A 15660-nucleotide genomic window follows, 5' to 3' on the forward strand; every position below is an offset into this window, starting at 1 on the left:
CATCACTTGCCGGGACAATCCCCGGTTCGTTTCGCGTCGACTTTCATGGTCACCGACAGCGCATGATCGCCCTTGGGCGTCGCTTTGCGGACCACGGAAAACCCGGTGGGAGACACCGTCCCCTCCACGCGAGTGACCGCGTAGACGCCTTCGATATCGTAACTGACCTTCCCGCCGTGCATCGACACATTCACCACCTTGCTGGACGGGTTGGGCTGAAACCCGTTCAAGGCATAGTAATTAAAGACGGCATCCGGATTGGCGAGATGCTCCTCCCTCACACAGCGAGTGCGGGTGTCCGGTTTCCCTGCCTCGCCGTTGCTGGCATCCGTCACCGCCGTCACTTGATATTCGCCTGGCTTCATCGGAACCGACTCCGCCCGCACCGGCGCAACACCGAGGGTGACGCCGACAAGCCCATACAGCAACACGCGTGTCTTCATCTTCAAGCCTCCTCATCTTCCCGGGGTGCGCCGGCCCCTGAGTCCGCTGTTCCCCCCAGACCGCCTCGCCCGAAGTTCTGCCCCATCAAGGCCTTGACGATTGTGCTCATGCTCCGCGTTATTGTCAACGGTGACGGCCCGCGAACGATCCGGACTTGCACGAGCATACCCGATCTCTCACCTGCTCAATTTGGCCTCCACTATGATATAGTCGCGACACGATTCTGTTCGCCTCCCGAAAGGAGTCTACGCATGATTGCCAATCATCGCCCGATCGTCGCCGCATTCGGAGGGCTCGCTCTCGTCTTGCTGCTCTCGGCCTGCTCCTTCAAAGCCACCTTCAAGGAAACGACGGACACGACCTCGAACATTACCGGGACCACATCCGGACGCATCTGGTGGAACGAAGACGGCCTGCTGAAACCCGAACACAAGGTTGCGGCTTTCACCGCCTACAATGCGGACAATCTTCAATCCGACGCGGCCCGCGGACAGGGCGAGTACCTGGCCTCGCTGGACCGCCTCATGGGCGCCTCCGACGCCTCGGTATTTCAACCGTTCGCGCAAGACTCATTCAGCCGCTGGAGCCGAACCGGAAGCACCTCGACCACCGACTTGGTGAACGATCTGCAATCCGCGCTGCGCTAGCCGTTCCCGCCGGGCGGCGAGCCGGCAGCAGTGACGATCACAGCACCTCACTGGAGTTCGACATCGACATGAATGCGTTGCACCCCCCGTTCACGATTCATCGGATCTTCCACCCCACAGATTTTTCGCAGGACAGCCAGGTGGCCTTCGCCCATGCACTCAAGCTGGCGCTGGTGTTTCGTGCCGAGCTGACGATCATGCATGTGGACCCGGCCGTCTCTCCGGAGGGATTCGAAGACTTCCCCCGTATTCGCCCGACCCTGGCTCAGTGGGGACTGCTGCCGGAATCCAGCTCCAAGGGCGATGTGACCAAACTGGGCATCCGGATCAGGAAAGTGCGCGCCTTGGCCTCCGATGCCAAACAGGCTATCATTCATCATCTGACGGCATCGCCGACGGATCTGATGGTGCTGGCCACGCATCAGCACGAGGGATTCGCCCGGTGGGTGCATCACGCGCTCGCGGAACCGGTCTCCCGTGAAATGCAGGTGAAGACGCTGTTTGTCCCGTCACACGTGGAAGGATTTGTTTCCAGGGAGACAGGCCAGACCTCGCTCCAGCGCCTGCTCCTGCCCATTTCCATCCAGCCGCCTTCCCAGCCCGCCATCGATGCCGCAAGCGCGCTGATCTCGGAACTGAGCGCCCCACCCGTCACGCTGACCCTGGTTCATGCGGGGAAAGAACCGGACGTCAACGCGCTGGAACTGCCTCAAAAAGCAGACTGGTCCTGGAATCAGTTATTCGGCAAAGGCGATCCGGTGGAATGGATTCTGGCGGCAGGCGCGGAGTTCGACGTGGACTTGATTGTCATGGCGACAAAGGCACAGGACAGCCTCCTGGACATGCTGCGCGGCAGCACCACGGAACGCGTGCTCCGCGGCGCGCGCTGCCCGCTCCTGGCGATTCCGGCCAAGCTCATCTGATCCGGACCGCACGAAACAGGGTCTGCGTCCTATCCACCGACTCGACCGACCTCGACGACCGGCGACACCTGCCGGTCGTTCGTCTCGCGGCCCGTCACCGTACGAACGACCATCCCGTCTCGAAAGACCACGAAGTTCGACGGCACCGCGGCAATGCGGGGCCCCGGCAGAATGAGCCCCGCGAGGTTCAACGGATCGGCGGCGGAAATTTTGATGTCCTGCTGGGTCGCAGCACCAGGCCGCTTCTTGAGCGCCCGCAGCGCTTCCAATGCACCGGGCAACGCAAACTGTTCGCCTGTAAAGCCACTCACGAATCGCCCCCCGCGAATTTCCCCCATCAATTCGAGCCGCCGGTAACAGACCAACAGATCGCGCCAGGATGAAACCATCGACTCCCGCCCCAACAGATCCCGAAACACCACGCCATACCGCTGTAACAATTGCCGCGCCAGGTGCTCCGTAGCCGGTGCGGAGTTCGACTGCTGAGAGCTGTCGGATGATGGCTGATGGTTTTCCATCGGTCGCAGCAACGACCATCGTCCACCCACATGGCGCGGCCGGCGACTTCGATCCGACGCCTCCGCGCACCGCCGCTTCGGATCGATCAGCGAACGCAGATTGTCGAACCCGTCGGCGGTCACCAGGCCGGCCGCGACCAGTTCCCACAACCCGTTTTCCACTTCGGAGGCCAGCAACCGCGTCCCATGCAACAGCTCGCTGAAAAAACTCGCGCCCCGCGCCTGCAGGCAACCTCGAATGGCCTGTGCCGAGCCACTCAAACGGGCGGAAAGATCCAGACGCGCCAACTCCTCACCGGCGGCCGCCAGCAAGACCGGCCCATCTTCGCGCGCAAAGATGCCGACGGGTGCGACCCGGGTCGGAATCACGCGACGTCCCTGGACAGGATTCAGTTCCTGCATCAGGCGGGGATGCGGCGTCAGACGACCCCACATCAGCGCCCCACTCAAACAGAGCCGATCGAGCCACTCGGGCTGATACTTGGCCATGCGAACGCGCAGGATCTGTGATTCCCAGGCCGAGGCGGCTGCCTCGAATCCACCGAGTTGTTTGACGACTTCAAGAAGCCCGGCTTCTCCGTGCAGGCGCGCGCCGGGCGCCGCATGTTGCCACTGAAACAGGAAACGCATGAACTCGGCGGCCGTGACAGGCTCGATTTCTTTGCGCAACCGCCCGATCGTCAAGCGATGAATCCGGGCGAGCAGGCGGCGATGACAAAACTCGTGAGAAGTGAAGGGTGAAAGGTGAAACGATGGATCTTTCGTTTCAGATCTCGCACTCAGTGCCTGACGGAATTGGCCACGGAGCAGATGGCCCTGGGACTCGAGTTGCAGAAACGTGGACTGAACGTCCGACTCGGACAGATGCAGCGTCTGCGACAGTTCCCCGGCCGTCGTTGGCCCGATACTCTCCATCCATCCCAGCACCACCCGGTTCAAGACCTCTTCCTGCTCAACCTGTTCCGTCGGATCAACCGGGCCGGTCGCCGGATCGATCCGCGCATCGGGAAACAGCAACCCGGCGTAATGGCGATACTCCGCTGCCAGCCACCCCAGCTTCGTCTCACCCTGCCAGAGCGTGGCGACACGCCCTGCCGCCGCCAGCTTCGGCACCAGCACATCCCAGCCGGGCATGCGCGCACAGGGCACCCAGCCCAGCGACAACAGCGCATCGTGGAATTCCTCCGCGTCCCGCACCACCGGCCAGGACTCCTCACTGACCTGATCGATGGCCGATTGATCCAGCGCGCCCATGCCACCCGCCAGTTCAGGCGGCAAACTGCGCCGCATATCCACCGCACGGGCCCGGCGTTCCTCCAACGGCGCATCATCGAGGAAGGCATAAGGATTGGCGTTCAAAATTTCGTGGCAAAAGGCCGAGGGCATCGGGGTGTCGACCGCCAGACAGGCGATCGCGCCGCGCTCGATCTTCTCCAGCACGGCGATCAAGCCGTCGAGATCCATCGCTTCCGTCAGACAATCGCGGATCGTCTCCTGCGCCAACGGATGGTCCGGAATCTGCCGGATCGTTCGCGCACCCTGGAAATTATCCTGACAGGCAATCGCATCGGGAAACACCGCCGCAAGGAGATCTTCGGCGCGCATTCGCTGAATCTGCGGGGGCACCCGCTTCCCTCCGACAAACCGGAGCAAGGCCAGGGCCCGCGAAGCGTTCCACCGCCACCGTGTCATGAACATCGGCGCTTGCAGCACCGCCTGGGTGAGCACCTCCCGCAACGTGTTGACGTTCAGGAACGCAAACACCGTCTCGAGCGGAAAGCTGTGCTTCTCCCCCAACGACAGGACAATGCCTTCATCCGTGGCGGCGGCCTGCAACTCAAAGTCGAAGGTCACACAAAACCGCTTCCGCAAGGCCAATCCCCAGGCCCGATTGATCCGACCGCCGAACGGCGCATGGATGACCAGCTGCATCCCGCCGCTTTCATCGAAAAACCGCTCCGCCACGATGGTCTGCTGCGTCGGGACCGTCCCCAGCACCGCCTTGCCAGCCAGGATATATTCGACCGCCTGTTGCGCCCCCCGCTGGTCGAGACCACATTCCTGCCTGAGCCACTGCACGGGCGGTGCAGAAGCCATGGAGAGCGCCTGGTCGGTAGTCAGTCGATGATCGATGTCGGCCTTGAGACGCGCCACTTCCGCCGACAGTTCCGCCGTACGCGCCGGCGCCTCCCCGCGCCAGAACGGAATCGTCGGCGGAGCGCCCTGCGCATCCTCGACCCGCATCTTGCCGGTCCCCACGCCTTTGATCCGCCAGGACGTGTTACCCAGCAGGATGATGTCTCCGGCCAGACTCTCGACGGCGAAATCCTCGTCGACGGACCCCACCACCGTGCCGTCCGGCTCCGCAATCACGGCGTAGTTAGCCGTGTCGGAGATCGCACCGCCTGAGGTGATGGCCGCCAGGCGAGCGCCGCGACGGCCCCGAATGTGGTGATTGATGCGATCGTGATGGAGGTAGGCCCGCCCCCGGCCTCGACTGGTCACGTAACCATCGGCAAGCATCGTCACAACAGCATCGAAGGTCGACCGATCCAGATCGCGATAAGGCATGGCGCGCCGGCACAGATCGTAGAGCTCCGCCTCATCCCACGACTGTGTCGCCGCGGCGGCCACGATCTGCTGCGCTAACACATCCAGCGGCGCAGGCGGCACCTCGATGCGGTCCAGCACTCCGGCCCTGATCGCCCGGATCAAGGCGGCACATTCGATCAATTCGTCACGCGTGGTGGCAAAGAGACGGCCCTTGGGAATGGCATGAATCCAATGGCCCGCCCTACCGATCCGCTGGAGTCCGGTGGCGATCGAGCGGGGGGACCCGATCTGGCACACGAGATCGACGGTTCCGACATCGATGCCGAGTTCCAACGATGCCGTGGCCACCACCACACGCACCGCGCCCGTTTTCAATCGATCTTCGGCCGACAGGCGGATCGTTCGCGACAGACTGCCGTGATGCGCCGCCACCACCTCGTCCCCAAGATGCCGCAACCGCTCTTCCAAATAATGCGAGACCCGCTCAGCCAGCCGCCGCGTATTCACAAAGACCAGGGTGGAGCGATGCGCCTCGACCAGCGCGGCGACACGATCATAGATATCGCTCCAGATCGCATTCGTCGCGACGGCCCCGAGTTCATCCTTCGGCACTTCAACGGCCAGATCCATATCGCGGCGATGGCCCACGTCGATGATCGTGCACGGCGCAGAGCTGATGGCTAATGGCTTACGACTGACGGCTTCGCATGACGTGTGACCATTGACGATTGACGGGTTTCTATTTCCCACCAAAAACTTCGCAATGGTTTCGATGGGTCGCTGCGTCGCCGACAGGCCGATGCGTTGTACCTCGACGCCGGTGAGCGATGCCACCCGCTCCAGCGACAGGGCCAGATGCGCCCCTCGTTTATTGGGCGCCACGGCATGAATTTCATCCACGATGACCGTGCGCACGGTCATCAACATCGCCCGGCTTTTTTCCGCCGTCAGCAGGATGAAGAGGGATTCGGGAGTCGTGATCAGAATATGCGGCGGACGCCGAAGCATCTGTTGCCGCTCGGTCATGGGCGTGTCGCCGGTACGCACGACCACCCGCAGTTCCGGTAGCAACATGCCGGAAGCCAACGCGGCCTGCCCGATCTCGCTGAGCGGCTGTTGCAGATTTTTCTGCACATCGTTGCTCAGCGCTTTCAGCGGCGAGACATAGAGCACCTGCGTCTCATCCCGCAGCTCACAGCGTACCGCCTGCTGAAAGAGAGTATCGATGCAGGAGAGAAAGGCCGCGAGGGTCTTCCCCGATCCCGTCGGCGCTGAGATCAGCACGTCACGACCGGATTGAATTGCAGGCCAGGCCTGCATCTGGACATTCGTCGCAGAGGCGAATCGGGTCGTGAACCACTCGGCAACGATGGGATGAAACGGCAGGGCAGACATCAGAGAATCATCGTAGCACAACAGGAAACGACAACACATCGCGCAGGCCGCCACGGATGCGGATTAAGGAAATGGAAGGCGAGGCAGCGGAGATCCCGACAATGGGGATGTTCAGAACAGAGAAACCGGGACGATCAGGACTGGTGGGATACGACGCGACCGATAATGCTCACTAGACGCTTCGGAGGGAATGTTTCGAGCGATGACTTTGCCCCCATTACCCCCCGTAGGTCTTCAAAATATCGTAGGAGAGCCGGCACTCACTGCAGTAGTCCCTTGAAAACCGCACCTGAGAGGGCGGCACGACATGTCGCGCCAGGTAACTGGGAAAATCGACCCAGCTGTTGGTCCCCCAGGTCGAGGCCCCCTCATCACGAACCCGGCGGCACAACTCACACATCGGTACGACTCGAACCATCGTCGGTCTCCTTTTGCGCGAATCCATCGCATGGCCGGACAGCAAGCGGTCAGGTGTCTTTCGTGCGAGCCACCCGCGTGTGAAGACCATCCGGACAGCAGACCCGTTCACCTTGCAGCACCCGGCCGAGATAATGCCCGAGATCGACCGTGAGATGCTTGACGAGATATCCCCTAGCGCCTGCCTCGAACGCGGCCGTGACGTAGACAGGGTCTTCATGCGAAGAGAAAAACACGACTTTGCTGTTCGGCATCGTCTCATACAGCTGCCGGGCAACCCCAAGTCCTTCGAGAAACGAGAGGGAGAAATCCAGAATGACCAACTCCGGTGCGATATTTCTTGCAATCAATACAATGGCTTCTGCCTCAGTTTCAGAAGACACAACCTCGAATTGAGGTTCCAGCAGAATCTCCAGAAAGGCCAGCATAGCCCGCGATGAATCGCCGATGAGGACACGTGGACGTGACATCTTCCTTCTCATATTCCTACGAGTCACTGCTTAGTGAAGGGAGGCGTATACTAGGCAAGTGAAGGAAAAACCACACGCGTAATAACGCTGGTCGTCTCAGCTAAAAAATACCTGGATTCTGACTAGTAACTCAAGAGAGGAAGGGGAGACACCGGTAGGAAGCCAACTATGCCTGGCTGGTTAAGCCCTGGGCTAAGGCATATTTGACGAGTTCGACGGTAGTGTGAAGGTTGAGCTGTTCCATGATCTGGCCTTTATGGAACTCAACGGTGCGCGGGGAGATTTTGAGCGTGCCGGCTATATCCTTCACCGTATGGCCTTCGGCCAGCAATTGCAGCACTTCGCGCTGACGGGTGGTGAGTTCAGGACCGGACGGCGCCCCGCCGTCGATCCCGCGCAACATACTTTCCACCACATCCTTAGTCACCAGAGGGGTCACATAAAAGTTCCCGCTCCGCACAGCCCGGATCGCCTGCCCCAGTTCTTCGCCCACGCAGCGTTTGAGCAGGTAGGCGGAGGCGCCGGCCTCGAAGGCCGCCCGCACATAGGCCGGATCGGCATGCATCGTGATAAAGACTACTTTGACCTGAGGAAACTTGACCTTCAGGACACGGGCCGCATCGATCCCGTTCAGCACCGGCATCGAGATGTCGAGAATCACGATATCCGGCTTCAACTCCGGAATAGCCTCCAGTAGGGCACGCCCGTCCCCGACAGTCCCGACCAGTTCACACTGGTCATCCAGCAGCCGCCGAAACCCTTCCAACACCAGGGTGTGATCATCCGCCAGCAGCACGCGCGGCAGGGTCATGTCGCCACCCGCACCAACGGCACATACATCGACACCGTCGTTCCCCGTCCCGGATTAGATTCCACCTCGCAGGATCCCTGCACCGCCAGCAAACGTTCTCGCATGTTCAACAACCCCAAGCCGCCTTCCGCCCGATCGATCGCCCGCTGATCGAACCCTCTGCCGTCGTCACGCACCACCACGACCAACCCCTCGTCTTCGACCGTCACCTCCACCTCCACCCGGGGGGCCTTGGCATGTCGCGCGATATTCGACAGGCTTTCCTGGATCACCCGGTACACGGCGGTCGATGTGGTTTTGTCGAGTTGGTGATCGAGCGGTTGGTGCACAAACAGCGCCTTCACCCCTGTGCGGCTCGAAAAGTCATCCAGCAACCGCTGCAAGGCCGCTTTCAACCCCAGATCGTCCAGGATGGAGGGATGGAATCGATACGCCATAAACCGCACATCGTCCGACAACTCCTCCAGCCCCTTCAGAGCGTTGCGGATACCATCCTGAGCTTCTGCCGGAGCGGATCCGATCTGCCGGTCGACTGCCTGCAAATCCAACATCAGCAAGGCGAGCCGTTGATTGACGTCATCATGTAAATCCTGCGCGATCCGCCGGCGCTCCTCTTCCTGCGCCGTCAGAATCCGACCGGTCAACGTATGCAGCTGTTCTTCGCTTCGCTCCAAGGCCAGACGGCTCGCGGCCAGGTCCGCTGTGCGCGCCTCCACGCCTTGCTCAAGCCGCTCGTTGACTTCCTTCAGCAATAACTCCGTGCGCCGTCGCTGATAGATAAACATGACCGGAGTCCAGATGCCGAACAGACTGAACAGGTGATTGCCCCACTCAAACCATGCCGGAAGGCCCGGCACACGGGGGCTGAACGGAGCGGCCATGATGGTCAACAGCGAGCAAGTGATGGCTGTGCCGATCGGCAGCCATCGGTACTGACTGGCCGCAGACAGAAAGACGACGGCGCTGTACAGCACCGCGTTCGCCACTCCGAGCGGCAACTGGAGATCCAGAATGAAAAAGAGACACGCCAGCAGGCCCGCCGCCCCAACCATGAGACGTTGTCGCCGATGCGACGGGTCATCGGCCGATTGCCTGCTCGATTCCCTCGTCTCCTCCTGCCTGGCGCTGAAGGGTCCCATAGGGGCAGGATCTTAGCATGCGTCGCTCGCCGGAGACCAGAACCAGAATAAGCCGGAGTCGACCGCAGCAAACCGATCAGCCGTTCAGGTATGATGCGCCGATGACCACGCCGCGCTCTCTCGTCATTCTGGGATCCGGGTATACCGGCCGCTGGATTTACAAGTTGGCCGTGCAACAATCCTTGCCCATCCTGGCCAGCAGCCGTCACCCCGATCGCCATTTGAGTGATGTCGAGCCGGCAAGACGCATTCGATTCGACCTGGCGGAGCCGAGCACCTGGTCCGCACTTCCTCCTGACGCAGACTTAATCTGGACATTTCCCGCCACACCGCTCGAACAGGTCCAGGCATTTGCCCGACACTCTTGTCGCCCTCCCGGAAGGCTGGTGGTGCTGGGCAGCACCTCTGCGTATGACCGGGAAGGCGGCCCCATGGATGACCTTCCTCCTTGGATCGACGAAGCCCATCCCATCAATACCAGCCTTCCCCGCGTGCAGGGCGAGGAATACCTGCGTACGCATCACGGAGCGATGATTCTACGCGTCGCCGGCATCTACGGCCCGAATCGAAACCCCGTGGAATGGATCCGGCAAGGACGCGTCGGTCCGACGAACAAGTTCGTCAACCTCATCCATGTCGAGGATCTGGCGCACCTCTGTCTCCTGACGCTGCAACGAGCACAGGCCGGAGACACCTATAATGTGAGCGATGGACACCCGCGCCGCTGGGCGGACATTTGCGCGGAAGTCTCCGGCAGGTGGGGAGTGGTGAGTGCTCGACAGGCGGATCGCAGCGAATCAGGCAAACGCATCCGGAATCACAAGATCCTGACACACGTGGGTTATACGCTCCGGCACCCGGAATTCTATGACGCGCTCCAGTCGATCGAAGCGGACAGCCGGCCCCCGATCAGGCTGTGAGGCTTAGGACCACCGGTACTCAGGCCCGTAACAAGGCCATCACACTCAGACAAACCAGCAGATTGTTAATGGCATGCCCGATCATCCCCGGCCAGAGACTGCCGGTCCGTTCATAGGCCCAGGCCCAAATCACCCCGCTCCAGAAGACGCTGAGGAATCCGATCAACCCATACCCATGGGCGAGCGCAAACAACGCCGCGCTCAGCATGGCGGCCACCCCCCACTGAAACCGGCGACGGAATACACCGAACAACAAGCCGCGGAAGGCCAGTTCTTCAAAGACGGGCGCAAAGAACACGTATTCCATCAGGCTGACCATGAGGGTCGGTGACGATCCCCACACGAGATCCGCATCGAACCACTCGGTCCAGTGACTGATCAAATTCAACGGTTCCGCAATCCTGCCCAGCACCCATTCGCCCACGAGGCCAGCCGCTACCACCGCCAACACCGCCAGCCCCAATTGTCCCAAGTGTCGCGGTTCGATGCGTAGCCCGAAGCCTCGCCAGAACGTCTGCCGCTGAGGCCGAAGCAGATGGTAGTAGGCCAAGGCCAGCAGGGGCAGATTCGACAACGGCACCGCGACGACCCGCAACGATGGATAATCGCCGGCGACATAGAGAAACGCCACGGTCAACAACGCACCGACGGCACCACCGCGCAGCAACACCCCCGCGCCCAATCGACCGGCCCAGAGGGGCGGAAGCTCCGCGGAGCCCACGCGAAACATCGCCGTGCCTTGCCCCCGCCGGACCCACAACACCAGCACGAACAGCCCCACGATCATGAGCGTCAATTCGAGCAGGGCAAACGCCCTGGAGCGCCACAACAATGCTTCCACCCGCTGCTGCAACGAGGTCTCAATCGTCACCAGCAAGGGCCGGTCTCCTGCTCGTTCGGCAATTCGAGTGGCCAGGCGGCTGTAGAACCAGCCCGACACGGACTGCTCCGCCAGATAAGCCTGCAGCTCGAAGCCCGAGGCGGGAGGCACGCGAGGATCCACGTACCCGGCCTGCAGGAGCCTGGCAAAGGTCGGGTACGGTTCGCCCTGCCGAACCCATCGAGCCATTTTCTGCTGCACAGCCGGAAGGTACCCCGACTCGGCCTCCAGGATCGCCAGGTGCAAATCGACAGAGGGGTCGGATGATTCCTCAGCCAGTTCGCGATACCATTCAATCGCCTGCTCACGATCGTTCGCGTCACTGCCCATCGTAGCTTCATAGAGAAACTGTTCCCAGACCGGCAGGGTCTTGAGCCCGTCTTCCTGATCCATCAAGCGCCCGACCATATGACTGAGCGCTCGCTCGGCATCCGGCACCCGATCCACACGCGGCACATCGAACGATAACCAGGCGACCACCGCAATTGACGCACTGAGAACGACCGCCGACAACCAGGTGATGGCACGGGAAAAGCCGGGATCGTAAGCATGCGGGGGAGGAGGCGCCCCGACGCAGGGCAACGGAGCCGCGGGCGTCTGCGATGTCGGTCCGGTTGATTCGTCTGCGTCCACAGGTCCTCCGGGGCGTGATCGGCGCCGGAGTATACCACCGGCTTTCAAGAGGTGAAACTGGCGCAACGCAGTGTAGATCGCAGGCGGGAGCCGCGGACAATCCCATGGCTGAATCCCCTTCGGTTTCGTTATACTACGCCCCTCTGAGGAACAGACCGTGAACTACACGGTGATACCCCCGAGACCAACAACGACAACCGGCACCGACGATGACTACGGATTCCCAGTATCAGGACTTTGTTCCGCCGCATCGGCTGCTCATGGGCCCGGGCCCGAGCATGGTCCATCCCCGGGTGTTGCAGGCCCTGTCACAGCCGTTGCTCGGACACCTCGACCCGGTCTTTCTCACTCTGATGAACGACATTCAAGCCTTGCTCCGCGCCACCTTCCATACCCAAAACGAGTTTACGATTGCCTTGTCCGGAACCGGATCGGCAGGCATGGAAGCAGTGATCGCCAATCTCATCGAACCCGGCGATCGTGCGATTGTGGGAGTCAACGGCGTGTTCGGCACCAGGCTGGCGACCATGATCGAACGAAGCGGCGGCCTCCCGATCCGCATCGAAGCGCCCTGGGGAGCGACGATTCCCATCGAGGCGCTGGAACAGGAACTGGCGCGGTCTGCTCCGGTCAAAGCCCTGGTCCTGGTCCATGCGGAAACGTCAACCGGCGCCCTCCAACCCCTTGAGGACGTGGGGGCGCTGTGCCGCGCGCACGATGCATTATTGATCGTCGACGCCGTCACCTCCCTGGGAGGCATCCCGGTCGAGGTCGATACCTGGGGAATCGACGCCTGCTACAGCGGCACGCAGAAGTGCTTGAGCTGTCCCCCAGGCCTGGCCCCGCTCACCGTCAGCCCGCGAGGCATGGGCGTCATCCGGCAGCGACGTGCTCCCTGCCACAGCTGGTACCTTGATCTGTCGCTCATCGCCGACTATTGGAACGACCACAGCCGTGCCTATCACCACACCGCCCCGATCTCGATGCTCTACGGGCTTCGGGAAGCCCTGCGGCTGGTGCACGAAGAGGGACTCCCGGCGCGTGCCGCGCGACATCAGGTAAACAGTGATGCATTGATGTCCGGGCTCCGAACTCTGGGCCTGAGTCCCCTGCCTCCGCCGGGCCATCGACTCCCGATGCTCAACTGTGTCACGCTACCCGACGGAATCGACGAAGCGATGATGAGGACGCAACTGCTGCAACAGTACGGCATCGAAATCGGCGGCGGACTGGGACCGTTACGGGGGCGGGTCTGGCGCATCGGCCTCATGGGCGAATCGTGCCGACAGGCGCACGTGCTGACGCTGCTCAACGCCCTGGAAGAAATCTTCGCAGGCCAGGGACGGCTGACGCAGCCGGGCCGCGCCGTCCAGGCAGCGACAGAAACCTATACCCATTCACTAGGATCGGCGAGGAGGGGTGCATGAGTCGAAACGGGTTATGGATCGTGGCGGCAGGAGTGGCCGGTTTCGTGGCAGCCATCACCTACTGGGTCATTGCCCTCGCGGTCGCAGAATCACACAAGACGGAGATGGTCCCCCCCGAGCGTGTGACCAGCTTCATTCATGCGGTCATCGACGCGAATCGTGCCAACTACACACAGAACGTCGTGGACAAGCTCCATAACCAGGGCGTCGTCGAGGCGCTCGAACATTGGAAAGAAGAGAAGGGCCTCCCGCTCCCGGCCCAATTCCTCCTCGAATCCGGGCGCCTGGTGGCGCAAAAGGATATGAAACTCAGTTTCCGTCTGGCCAGCCTCACCCCGATATATGTGTGGAACGGACCGAACAGCGAGTTCGAACGACGCGGGCTTGAGGTCGTGATGAAGGCACCCGAGAAACCCTTCACCGGATTCTACCAACAGGCGGGCGTCCGCTACTTCCAAGGCATCTACGCAGACCGGGCGGTGTCCGAAAGCTGTGTCACCTGCCACAATGCCCACGCGAACAGCCCCCGGCGGGACTACAAACTCAACGACATCATGGGCGGCGTCATCGTCACCATTCCGATCAGTGAGGCGCCATGACCATCGCCATCCGTCAAATCCGCATTCTGGACGGCCTCGGTCACCGGATTGAGCGAGGCACCCTCCTCATCGAGGGCACCCGCATCCAGGCCGTCGGGCCCGAACGGGATGTTCGGCTCCCCAAGGGCGCGCAACGAATCGACGGCCGCGGCCTGACCGTCCTTCCCGGCCTGATCGATTGCCACGTTCACTTTTGTTTGGGAGCGGAGGCGGATGTCGTGGCTGCGGTGGAGGGAGAATCTTCGTCCGTCACCCTGCTCAAAGCCGCCGAGCTGGCGCGCCGCACTCTCCACGCCGGGTTCACCACTGTCCGGGATGTGGGATTCAGGGACCATGCGGTGTTCGCCCTGAAACAGGCCATCGAGTCCGGACTGACGCCGGGGCCACGTATTCTTGCCGCCGGTCTCGCGATCTGCATGCCCGGCGGACATGCGCGCTTCATCGGCCGCGAAGCCGACGGAGTCGAGGCCGTCCGCGCAGCCGTCTTGGATCAACTCAATGCCGGCGCCGAAGTCATCAAAGTCATTGCCTCCGGCGGCGTGCTCACCCCCGGCACCTCTCCGGACGACGCGCAGATGACCGTGGCAGAACTGTCCGCTGCCGTCGAAGTGGCCGTCGCCCACGGGCGACATGTGGCCGCCCATGCCCACGGCGCATCCGGGATGAAGAACGCCCTCCGCGCGGGCGTCCACTCCATCGAACATGCCACCCTCATGGACGACGACGCGGCGGAGATGATGACCCAGCGCCACGTCTATATGGTACCTACGCTGTCGGCCCTCGCCACCACAGCGGCCTGCCCGACCGGCTGCGGCATTCCTGACAGCGCCCGCTCCAAGGCGAGGAACATGGTGAAACAGCACGAGAGAAGTTTCCGCGCCGCCCTCCGCCGGGGTGTTCCGATTGCCATGGGCACGGATGCCGGAACGCCGTTCAACTATCATGGGGACAATGCTCAGGAATTGGAACGGATGGTCGCACTGGGCATGACACCGATGGAAGCGATCATGACCAGCACCTCCGCCGCCGCGCGGTTACTGGGCCTGATTCAAGACATCGGATCCATCGCGGCGGGAAAACAGGCGGACCTGCTGGTCGTGGAAGGCAATCCTCTCAGAAATATCGGAGTACTGCTGAAACGAGAGCGGATTGCGGGAGTGATGCAACGCGGTCGGTTCGTCGCGGGTCCGCTCTCAGGAGCGTGAAACGTGACACAAAAGACGTGGGTCGTTACCGTCTTTCATACAGTAATTCCAAGGCCGTCGCGAAGCCGTTGATCCGGCCCTTGCGGAACATTTCCTCTAACCGGCCGCGAAGCGCACGAATCCCGCCCTCGTCTCCCTTCGCGACCACCGCCTGCGACACCATCATCTGCACCGCGACCTCAAGCAAGCGCTGTTTCCGTTGCTCCATGTCGGGAGTCACGAACTCATCCAGGACTTCCGCCCCGCGCGCTTCCACGATGGACTCCTTGAAGGTGTCATACCCCTGATGCGCCACCGTGCGTTCACGAATGAGGGCCAGTTCCGATTTGATCCGTGGCACCATCTTCATCAGGACGGCGAAGACTTCCTTCCGCCCTTCGTCGAAGAGCTTTTTCTCCATCTCCTCAAGGATCAGGAACGGATCCACCGTCTCGGCCCGCACCTCTTCTCCCCAATGCAGGCGATCGTAGGTTCTCCGGCTCTCGGGATCGCCCAGGACCTCATAGGCGGAGTTGATCTCGCGGATCTTCTCCTCTGCCTGCTTGTTGTGGGGATTGCGGTCGGGATGGTGCTCGAAAACGAGCTTCCGGTAAGCTTTTTTGATGTCGTCGTCGGAAATGTCGCGCGACACACCGAGGACACGATAATAATCCAGGCGAGGCATACAGGCCGAGACTAT

At 61.7% G+C, this 15660-nt stretch carries 13 protein-coding genes and 1 pseudogene; 6 read left to right on the plus strand and 8 right to left on the minus strand.

The annotated features are described in order from the left end of the window. Nucleotides 1–2: 2 nt before the first annotated feature. Nucleotides 3–443 carry a DUF3617 domain-containing protein gene (locus NSND_RS08165; RefSeq protein ID WP_080878524.1) on the minus strand — a complete coding sequence of 147 codons (441 nt, stop codon included), beginning with the start codon at nt 441–443 and terminating at the stop codon, nt 3–5. Between the two features lie 252 nt (nt 444–695). Here NSND_RS08165 and NSND_RS08170 point away from each other — a divergent pair, with 252 nt between their 5' ends. Continuing rightward, on the plus strand, nt 696–1091 hold the full coding sequence (locus tag NSND_RS08170) for a DUF3015 family protein (protein WP_080878525.1): 396 nt from the start codon (nt 696–698) through the stop codon (nt 1089–1091). A gap of 68 nt (nt 1092–1159) precedes the next feature. Continuing rightward, nucleotides 1160–2014, plus strand: a complete 855-nt coding sequence (locus tag NSND_RS08175) for a universal stress protein (RefSeq protein WP_080878527.1) — start codon at nt 1160–1162, stop codon at nt 2012–2014. A gap of 29 nt (nt 2015–2043) precedes the next feature. On the opposite strand, the gene NSND_RS08180 is transcribed toward NSND_RS08175, so the two are convergent. The 5 genes from NSND_RS08180 to NSND_RS08200 form a co-directional block, all read right to left on the minus strand. Beyond that, the gene (locus NSND_RS08180) at nt 2044–6480 is read right to left on the minus strand and encodes a DEAD/DEAH box helicase (protein ID WP_080878529.1); all 4437 of its coding nucleotides are present in this window, start codon (nt 6478–6480) and stop codon (nt 2044–2046) included. Nucleotides 6481–6697: 217 nt separating this feature from the next. Then, nucleotides 6698–6898, minus strand: a complete 201-nt coding sequence (locus NSND_RS08185) for a hypothetical protein (RefSeq protein ID WP_080878530.1) — start codon at nt 6896–6898, stop codon at nt 6698–6700. Nucleotides 6899–6947: 49 nt separating this feature from the next. Then, the gene (locus NSND_RS08190) at nt 6948–7367 is read right to left on the minus strand and encodes a response regulator (protein ID WP_159450699.1); all 420 of its coding nucleotides are present in this window, start codon (nt 7365–7367) and stop codon (nt 6948–6950) included. A gap of 166 nt (nt 7368–7533) precedes the next feature. Further along, nucleotides 7534–8178, minus strand: coding sequence for a response regulator (locus tag NSND_RS08195; RefSeq protein ID WP_080878533.1), 645 nt, complete (start codon nt 8176–8178; stop codon nt 7534–7536). Continuing rightward, a complete protein-coding gene (locus NSND_RS08200; protein WP_080878535.1) occupies nt 8175–9317 on the minus strand; it encodes a sensor histidine kinase in 1143 nt (380 codons plus the stop codon). Before NSND_RS08200 ends, NSND_RS08195 begins: the two co-directional genes overlap by 4 nt. A gap of 101 nt (nt 9318–9418) precedes the next feature. Here NSND_RS08200 and NSND_RS08205 point away from each other — a divergent pair, with 101 nt between their 5' ends. Further along, entirely contained in the window at nt 9419–10237 is an 819-nt protein-coding gene (locus tag NSND_RS08205) for a Rossmann-fold NAD(P)-binding domain-containing protein (protein ID WP_080878537.1), read from the plus strand. Nucleotides 10238–10256: 19 nt separating this feature from the next. Here the strand turns inward: NSND_RS08205 and NSND_RS08210 are convergent, their stop codons facing one another. Then, entirely contained in the window at nt 10257–11750 is a 1494-nt protein-coding gene (locus tag NSND_RS08210) for a CPBP family intramembrane glutamic endopeptidase (RefSeq protein WP_080878538.1), read from the minus strand. 209 nt (nt 11751–11959) lie between these two features. Here NSND_RS08210 and NSND_RS08215 point away from each other — a divergent pair, with 209 nt between their 5' ends. Genes NSND_RS08215 through NSND_RS08225 form a run of 3 tightly spaced genes read left to right on the plus strand, consistent with a single transcriptional unit; the run spans nt 11960 to nt 14981 of the window. Then, entirely contained in the window at nt 11960–13177 is a 1218-nt protein-coding gene (locus tag NSND_RS08215) for a pyridoxal-phosphate-dependent aminotransferase family protein (RefSeq protein ID WP_080878539.1), read from the plus strand. Beyond that, nucleotides 13174–13776, plus strand: a complete 603-nt coding sequence (locus NSND_RS08220) for a Tll0287-like domain-containing protein (protein WP_080878541.1) — start codon at nt 13174–13176, stop codon at nt 13774–13776. The genes NSND_RS08215 and NSND_RS08220 overlap by 4 nt, the downstream gene beginning before the upstream one ends. Continuing rightward, on the plus strand, nt 13773–14981 hold the full coding sequence (locus tag NSND_RS08225) for a metal-dependent hydrolase family protein (protein ID WP_080878542.1): 1209 nt from the start codon (nt 13773–13775) through the stop codon (nt 14979–14981). Before NSND_RS08220 ends, NSND_RS08225 begins: the two co-directional genes overlap by 4 nt. 460 nt (nt 14982–15441) lie before the next feature. Here the strand turns inward: NSND_RS08225 and NSND_RS22095 are convergent. Beyond that, a pseudogene (locus NSND_RS22095) lies at nt 15442–15645 on the minus strand (DnaJ domain-containing protein); the annotation flags it as partial. Nucleotides 15646–15660: the final 15 nt, after the last annotated feature.

Source organism: Nitrospira sp. ND1, from assembly GCF_900170025.1.
Classification (GTDB): domain Bacteria; phylum Nitrospirota; class Nitrospiria; order Nitrospirales; family Nitrospiraceae; genus Nitrospira_A.

Coding starts and splice junctions, on each gene's coding strand:
- NSND_RS08165 (WP_080878524.1), bottom strand. CDS start 443: ATGAAGACACGCGTGTTGCTGTATGGGCTTGTCGGCGTCACCCTCGGT.
- NSND_RS08170 (WP_080878525.1), top strand. CDS start 696: ATGATTGCCAATCATCGCCCGATCGTCGCCGCATTCGGAGGGCTCGCT.
- NSND_RS08175 (WP_080878527.1), top strand. CDS start 1,160: ATGAATGCGTTGCACCCCCCGTTCACGATTCATCGGATCTTCCACCCC.
- NSND_RS08180 (WP_080878529.1), bottom strand. CDS start 6,480: ATGTCTGCCCTGCCGTTTCATCCCATCGTTGCCGAGTGGTTCACGACC.
- NSND_RS08185 (WP_080878530.1), bottom strand. CDS start 6,898: ATGGTTCGAGTCGTACCGATGTGTGAGTTGTGCCGCCGGGTTCGTGAT.
- NSND_RS08190 (WP_159450699.1), bottom strand. CDS start 7,367: ATGTCACGTCCACGTGTCCTCATCGGCGATTCATCGCGGGCTATGCTG.
- NSND_RS08195 (WP_080878533.1), bottom strand. CDS start 8,178: ATGACCCTGCCGCGCGTGCTGCTGGCGGATGATCACACCCTGGTGTTG.
- NSND_RS08200 (WP_080878535.1), bottom strand. CDS start 9,317: ATGGGACCCTTCAGCGCCAGGCAGGAGGAGACGAGGGAATCGAGCAGG.
- NSND_RS08205 (WP_080878537.1), top strand. CDS start 9,419: ATGACCACGCCGCGCTCTCTCGTCATTCTGGGATCCGGGTATACCGGC.
- NSND_RS08215 (WP_080878539.1), top strand. CDS start 11,960: ATGACTACGGATTCCCAGTATCAGGACTTTGTTCCGCCGCATCGGCTG.
- NSND_RS08220 (WP_080878541.1), top strand. CDS start 13,174: ATGAGTCGAAACGGGTTATGGATCGTGGCGGCAGGAGTGGCCGGTTTC.
- NSND_RS08225 (WP_080878542.1), top strand. CDS start 13,773: ATGACCATCGCCATCCGTCAAATCCGCATTCTGGACGGCCTCGGTCAC.